The organism is Brevundimonas sp. Root1423 (assembly GCF_001426805.1).
Genome location: NZ_LMFL01000068.1, coordinates 1 through 6,186 on the forward strand (window position 1 = coordinate 1; position 6,186 = coordinate 6,186).

Below are 6,186 nucleotides of genomic sequence, written 5' to 3' on the forward strand. Positions count from 1 at the left end.
GGCGGCGCCGCCGAGGACACCCAGCTGGTGATCGGCTCCAACCGCTTCATCCCCGGCTTCGAAGAGCAGCTGAAGGGCGCCAAGGTCGGCGACGAGAAGGTCCTGAACGTGACCTTCCCGGCCGACTACCAGGCCGCCCATCTGGCCGGCAAGGCCGTGACCTTCGACGTCAAGGTCAAGGCCATCAAGGCCGAGGCCCCCGCCGTGGTGGACGAGGAATTCGCCAAGCGCATCGGCATCGAGTCGCTGGACAAGCTGAAGGAACTGCTGCGCACCAATCTGAACCAGCAGTACGTCGGCGCCGCCCGCTTCAAGCTGAAGCGCGCCCTGCTGGACGCCCTGGACAAGGCCCATGACTTCCCCCTGCCGCCCAAGATGGTCGAGGCCGAGTTCGACGGCATCTGGGGCCAGGTCCAGGCCGACAAGGAAGCCGGCCGCCTGCCGGAAGAGGACGCCAAGAAGTCCGAGAAGAAGCTCAAGGAAGAATACCGCAAGATCGCCGAGCGCCGCGTGCGCCTGGGTCTGGTGCTGGCCGAGATCGGCCGCGCCAACAACGTCCAGGTCACCGACCAGGAGCTCAACAACGCCATCATGAACGAGGCCCGCAACTATCCGGGTCAGGAGCGTCAGGTGCTGGACTTCTATCGCCAGAACCCCAACGCCGCCGCCCAGATGCGCGCCCCGATCTATGAGGAGAAGGTCTGCGACCTGATCTTCGACACGGCCAAGGTGACCGACACGCCGATCACCAAGGAAGAGCTGCTCAAGGAAGACGACGACATCTGATCGTCCGGTCCCGGCCGGCGCTGTGAACGGCGACCCCGGCCGGGCGTCTGCCCTGAGACATTGCGGCCCTTGTCCGGCCATCTTGTCGACCTAGCTCTGGCTCTCGTCATGCGGGAGGGAAGTCCATGTCGTTTTCAGCTCTGGCGTTAGCCTTGGGTTTGCTGGTCCAGACCCCCGGAGGACCCCAGGTTCCGCCGGCCCAGGAGCCGGCCCAGCTGGAGGACGTGGTGGTCGAGGGCCGTCGCCTGCGCTCGGTTATCCTGGATTTCGTGGGCGAGGTGGCCGCTCCGGCCGGGGTTCGCGGACCGGCTCGCTGGAACGGCCCGGTCTGCATCGGCGTCGTCAACCTGCGCGGCGAGGTCGCCCAGTATATCGTGGACCGGGCCTCGGATGTCGCCCGGGAGCTGGGCCTGACCGCGGGGGAGCCCGGCTGCAGCCCCAATGTCCTTATTATCGCCGCCGCCGACGGCCGCGCGGTGGCTGGCCGCATCGTCGAGGCGCGAAGATCGGCCTTCCGGCCCGGCGGCTCGGGGATGACGCGGTCGCTGCAGGCGCTCGAGGAATTCAGAACCTCCGAAGCGCCGGTCCGGTGGTGGCACGTCAGCGCGCCGGTGGATTCGGAGACGGGCCATTTGGCCACGCGCCTTCCCGGATACGACGCGCCCATGACCAACGTCTCGGCCGCCTCGCGCATTCGCACCGACATCCGCGATGATTTGCTGAAGGCCATCATCGTGGTCGACGTGCAGAAGACGGCGGGGGTTTCGCTGGCGCAGCTGGCCGACTACTGCGCCCTGGTGGCTCTGGCCCAGGTGGATCCCCTGGCGGACGTCGCGTCGTTCGAGACGGTGCTCAACGTCTTCTCGGACCCGGCGGTCCCGGGTCTGACGCCTTGGGACATGGACTATCTCAGGGCCCTTTACAGCGTCGAGCAGAACAGCGTGGGGGCCAATGCGCGCGGCGCGGAGATCGTCGATCAGATGATGCGGCGGGCGCGCGCGGCCGAGGCGGCTCCGGAAGCGGAGTAGCGCGGTCGTCGACCCGATCTCCAGCCCCGCTTCGGTTCCGCCGGGGCGGGGCTCTGCATTTCGGGAACCCGGCGATTGACGGCGCCGGTTTTCGGGACGAGGGTTCAACTCCGGCTCCGGCGTTGCTGCAACCTGTGGGACCAAGATGATCAGCGCATCCCTGATCGCGGCCCTGACCTTCGCGGCCCTGTTTCCGCAGGATGCGGCCCCGACGCCGCGGACTCCGCCCGCCGTCGCGGGCGCGCCGACCGGGGACCCCGCCACCCTGACCGATGTCGTCGTCGACGGTCGACAGCTGGACCAACTCGCGCAGGACTACGTCGAGGCCGTCGCCGCCCCCGCCAGACGCCGGGGCCTGGCGCGCTGGCCGGGCCGGGTGTGCGTCGGCGCCGTCAACATGCGCGCCGAGGCGTCCCAGGCGGTGATCGACCATGTATCGCGCCGCGCGCTCGAACTGGGCCTGCGCATCGGCGAACCGGGTTGCCGGCCCAATGTCGTGATCATCTTCGCGGCGGACGCCCGGTCGCTGGCGACCAGCCTGGTCGAGGCGGACCGCCGGGCCTTCCATCTGGGCGTCGGGGGCCTGGACCGCGGCAGCGTCGCGCTGGACGCCTTCGCCAGCTCGGACCAGCCTGTCCGCTGGTGGCACGTCAGCATGCCCGTCATCGGCGCCAGCCACGCCCGCGCCATCCGCATGCCGGGCGACACGGGGCCGATATACGTGCCCGGCGAAGGGATCGTGAACCGCGGGCGGCCGATCAGCGATGATCTCAACAAGGCGATCATCATCGTCGATGTCGATCAGCTGGCCGGCACGACCCTGGCCAGCCTCAGCGAATACCTTTCTATGGTGGCCCTGGCCCAGGTGGATCCCGACGGCGACACCGCCGGGCAGGACACGATCCTCAATCTTTTCGAGGATACGGCGTCCGTGCAGTCCATGTCGGAATGGGACATGACCTATCTGCGGGCCCTGTACGCCGCCCCGTCCGAACGCCTCAATCCCGATCGGCAGGCCGGCGCCCTGGCCCGGCGCCTGAAGCGCGAGCGTCAGGCCGCGCCTCCCGAGGGCGCGTCGTGACCGGCCCGTCCGGCGCTCACGGACCGGTCTTTTATCCATCATGGCTTCCAGTCTGATCAGGAGTTCAAGATGCTCGCCGCACTCATGATGACCGCCGTCCTGTCGGCCCTGCCGCCGCAGGACGGTCAGGCCGCCGGGACCCGCACGCCGCCTGATCCGGCCGCCGCCGTTCGCCTCGAGGATGTCGTCGTCGACGCCCGCCGGCTGGAGGACGCCGCGCGTGAATTCGTCGACGAGGTCGCCAACCCCGTCGGTCGGCGCGGTCTCGCGCGCTGGCATCGGGGCGTCTGCGTCGGCGTGGCCAATCTCCGGCCCGAGCTGGCCCAGCAACTGATCGACCGGGTTTCGGACGTGGCGCGCGGGATCGGGCTGACGTCCCACGAACCGCCGTGTCACCCCAGCATCCTGATCATGGCGACGAGCGACGCGGACGCCTTCACCGAGAGGTTCATCGCCATGCGACCGGCGCTGTTCCAGCCCGGCGGCTCCGGCATGAACCAGGGCCCGGCGGCGCTGGAGCGGTTCAGGAGCTCGGATCAGGTCGTCCGGTGGTGGAGCGTCAGCCAGCCCACGGACTCCGACACAGGGGTGTCGGCCGTGCGGATGCCGGGTCAATGCAACCTCAATTGCATCGGGGCCGGTTCCGCCGTCCAATATGCGCCCAACACCGCGGTCCGCGGCACGGCCCGGCTGTCCTCGCAGTACCGTCAGGACCTGAAGCGGACCTTCGTCATCGTCGACGTCGACCGGCTGGGCGGCGTCACCCTGACCCAGCTCGCCGACTACATCGCCATGGTCGCCCTGGCGCAGATCGACCCCGACGCGGACACCAGCCGGTTCGAAACGGTCCTCAACCTGTTCGACGACCCCGCCGGCGTGCAGGGTCTGAGCGGCTGGGACCAGGCCTATCTCGAGGGCCTGTATGGCGCCTCGTGGTACCGGATCAGCCAGAACAGCCAGGTCCATGCGGTCTCGGACAACATCGCGCGGGAATACCGCCAGGACCGGGCAGCCGAGGACAGGGACGAGGGCGGGGACGGCAGATAGCGGTCGCCCCGCCGGCCTTGCGTCAACGCTCTGGCAAGACGATATCCTGTCCAACAGGGCAGCGGCCGGTGAGTCGCGCCAGAAGCATCCCGAGAAGGCCTGAATGCGCGATCCGATCGAACTGATRAACATGAACCTCGTCCCCATGGTGGTGGAGCAGTCCAGCCGGGGCGAGCGGGCCTTCGACATCTTCTCGCGYCTGCTGCGCGAGCGGATCATCTTCCTGACCGGGCCGTTCGAGGACTCGATGGCGTCGCTGATCTGCGCCCAGCTGCTGTTCCTGGAGTCGGAAAACCCGAAGAAGGAAATCAGCATGTATATCAACAGCCCGGGCGGTCAGGTGACCTCGGCGCTCGCGATCTACGACACCATGCAGTACATCCGCTCGCCGGTGTCGACGGTGTGCATGGGCATGGCCGCCTCGGCCGGTTCNCGGTAGACGTTCACCCCGCCGTAGCATGTACATCAACAGCCCCGGCGGTCAGGTGACCTCGGCGCTCGCGATCTACGACACCATGCAATACATCCGCTCGCCGGTTTCGACGGTGTGCATGGGCATGGCCGCCTCGGCCGGTTCSCTGATCCTCGCCGCCGGCGCCGCSGGCCAGCGCGTGGCCCTGCCGAACGCKCGSATCATGGTGCACCAGCCCTCGGGCGGCTTCCGCGGYCAGGCCTCKGACATCGAACGTCACGCCGAGGATATCCGCTACACCAAGCGCCGCCTCAACGAGATCTACGTCCATCACACCGGCCGGACCTATGAGGAGGTCGAGAAGACGCTCGACCGCGACCACTTCATGAGCGCCGAAGAGTCCAAGGCCTGGGGCATCGTCGACCACGTCTACGACCGCCGCGAACAGGCCGAGGGCGACGGCGTCAAGACGGTCTGACCCGACCTCGTCAGCAACTATGGAAGGGGCGCGCCGTGATCGGTGCGCCCTTTTTCTTTTGTGCTATCAGGCCGCCATGGAACAGACGCGCGAAACCAGCGGGACCGTCGAGGTCGACGGCGAGACCTATGAGTGGGCGATCCGCCGCCAGCCCCGCCCGCTGCCCGGCGGCAAATGGGACGGGATGGGGCTGAGCCTGCGCCTGAAGGACTTTCCGCGCGAGGCGGTTGTCCTGTTTCCCATGCCGATGCGGCCCAACGGACGGCCCGACATGGAGAAGCAGCGGGTCGATCTGGACAGCGTGCGCAACGCCGTGGCCTCGGCGATCGCGGCGGGCTGGAACCCCACGTCGCGCGGCAAGGCCATGGTGTTCGACGTCGACGCCGACGGTCGCTGACGGTCAGGCCCGGTCCTTGAACCGTCGGAACCCGGCCTCGTCGGCGATGGCCAGCATTTCGGTGTCGCCGCTGGTGTCGCCATAGGCCGCGGCCAGCTTCATGTCCTGGCCGAAGGCCGCGCGCAGCCGCCGCACCTTTTCCTCACCCCGGCAGTTGGGGCTGGCGAAGGCGCCGGTGACGCGGTCGTCGGCGTCGAATGTCAGCGGCGTGCCCAGCAGGGCCTCGGCGCCCAGCCGGCGGGCGAACGGCGCAACCGTCGTCTCCGGCGAGGCGGTGACGATGACCCGGTAGGCGCCCCTGGCGCCCCAGTCCTTCCAGCAGGCGAGGGCGTCGTAGCGCAGGAATCCGGGCCAGACCTGGCCGGCGAAGGCTTCCGCGTCGGCTTCCAGCTGACTGCGCGGGACGCCCTTGAGGAATTCCCGCACCGAGGCCGCCTTCAGCCGTCCGCGGTCCCGATCCGAGACATAGGCCGCCAGATCCGGCGCCATCCGCGCCAACCCCCGGTACCAGGCGCCTGAACCCGCCCGCCAGCGCAGGAATTGGGTGAAGCTGTCGCGAACCGTCAGCGTCCCGTCGAAATCGAAGGCGACGATGGCCTGATCCTTGCGGGGCGGCTGGCGAACCAGCCCCGGACTTCCCATGTCAGACATTCGCCGCGATCTCCCTCAACAGTGAACCGTCCGCTTCGCACTCCGGCCACGCTTGGTCGGGGTTGTGGCGGGCGTCCGTATGGGTGATTGTCAATTTTTGAAGACCTTTGCGCCCATGTTCGGGGAATCAACGCGAAGGATGCGCGTTAGCCCCATATCGGGGTGAACCGCGGGAGTGAGAAGGCTCGATGACCAAAGCCGCCGGCACAGACGCCAAAAGCACGCTCTACTGCTCKTTCTGCGGSAAGAGCCAGCACGAGGTGCGCAAGCTCATCGCCGGGCCGACCGTGTTCATCTGCGATGAAT

At 68.2% G+C, this 6,186-nt stretch carries 9 protein-coding genes; 8 read left to right on the plus strand and 1 reads right to left on the minus strand.

Translation table 11 applies throughout. The features are described from left to right. The 7 genes from tig to ASD25_RS27255 form a co-directional block, all read left to right on the plus strand. The coding region (tig, locus tag ASD25_RS27225) for a trigger factor (RefSeq protein ID WP_082572634.1) at window positions 1-786 on the plus strand (786 nt) is incomplete at its 5' end. A gap of 125 nt (window positions 787-911) precedes the next feature. Then, entirely contained in the window at window positions 912-1,814 is a 903-nt protein-coding gene (locus ASD25_RS27230; protein WP_156377045.1) for a hypothetical protein, read from the plus strand. Between the two features lie 145 nt (window positions 1,815-1,959). Then, window positions 1,960-2,895, plus strand: a complete 936-nt coding sequence (locus ASD25_RS27235) for a hypothetical protein (protein WP_055832577.1) — start codon at window positions 1,960-1,962, stop codon at window positions 2,893-2,895. A gap of 69 nt (window positions 2,896-2,964) precedes the next feature. After that, complete coding sequence (locus tag ASD25_RS27240) at window positions 2,965-3,942, plus strand: hypothetical protein (RefSeq protein ID WP_056621510.1); 978 nt, start codon at window positions 2,965-2,967, stop codon at window positions 3,940-3,942. A 103-nt stretch (window positions 3,943-4,045) separates the two neighbouring features. Then, a partial coding sequence (locus ASD25_RS33445; protein WP_369816697.1) for an ATP-dependent Clp protease proteolytic subunit occupies window positions 4,046-4,374 on the plus strand: 329 nt, incomplete at its 3' end. Between the two features lie 26 nt (window positions 4,375-4,400). Next, entirely contained in the window at window positions 4,401-4,832 is a 432-nt protein-coding gene (locus ASD25_RS27250; RefSeq protein WP_369816698.1) for an ATP-dependent Clp protease proteolytic subunit, read from the plus strand. A gap of 76 nt (window positions 4,833-4,908) precedes the next feature. After that, window positions 4,909-5,229, plus strand: coding sequence for a hypothetical protein (locus ASD25_RS27255; protein WP_055832658.1), 321 nt, complete (start codon window positions 4,909-4,911; stop codon window positions 5,227-5,229). 3 nt (window positions 5,230-5,232) lie between these two features. Here ASD25_RS27255 and ASD25_RS27260 read toward each other — a convergent pair whose 3' ends face one another. Then, entirely contained in the window at window positions 5,233-5,880 is a 648-nt protein-coding gene (locus ASD25_RS27260; RefSeq protein WP_055832582.1) for an HAD-IB family hydrolase, read from the minus strand. Between the two features lie 188 nt (window positions 5,881-6,068). On the opposite strand from ASD25_RS27260, the gene ASD25_RS29950 reads away from it, so the two are divergent. Continuing rightward, the coding region (locus ASD25_RS29950) for a ClpX C4-type zinc finger protein (RefSeq protein WP_156389485.1) at window positions 6,069-6,186 on the plus strand (118 nt) is incomplete at its 3' end.

What these genes read in the sequence shown, in the direction of transcription:
- ASD25_RS27230 (WP_156377045.1), top strand. Translation starts at nt 912, where the DNA reads ATGTCGTTTTCAGCTCTGGCGTTAGCCTTGGGTTTGCTGGTCCAGACC.
- ASD25_RS27235 (WP_055832577.1), top strand. Translation starts at nt 1,960, where the DNA reads ATGATCAGCGCATCCCTGATCGCGGCCCTGACCTTCGCGGCCCTGTTT.
- ASD25_RS27240 (WP_056621510.1), top strand. Translation starts at nt 2,965, where the DNA reads ATGCTCGCCGCACTCATGATGACCGCCGTCCTGTCGGCCCTGCCGCCG.
- ASD25_RS27255 (WP_055832658.1), top strand. Translation starts at nt 4,909, where the DNA reads ATGGAACAGACGCGCGAAACCAGCGGGACCGTCGAGGTCGACGGCGAG.
- ASD25_RS27260 (WP_055832582.1), bottom strand. Translation starts at nt 5,880, where the DNA reads ATGTCTGACATGGGAAGTCCGGGGCTGGTTCGCCAGCCGCCCCGCAAG.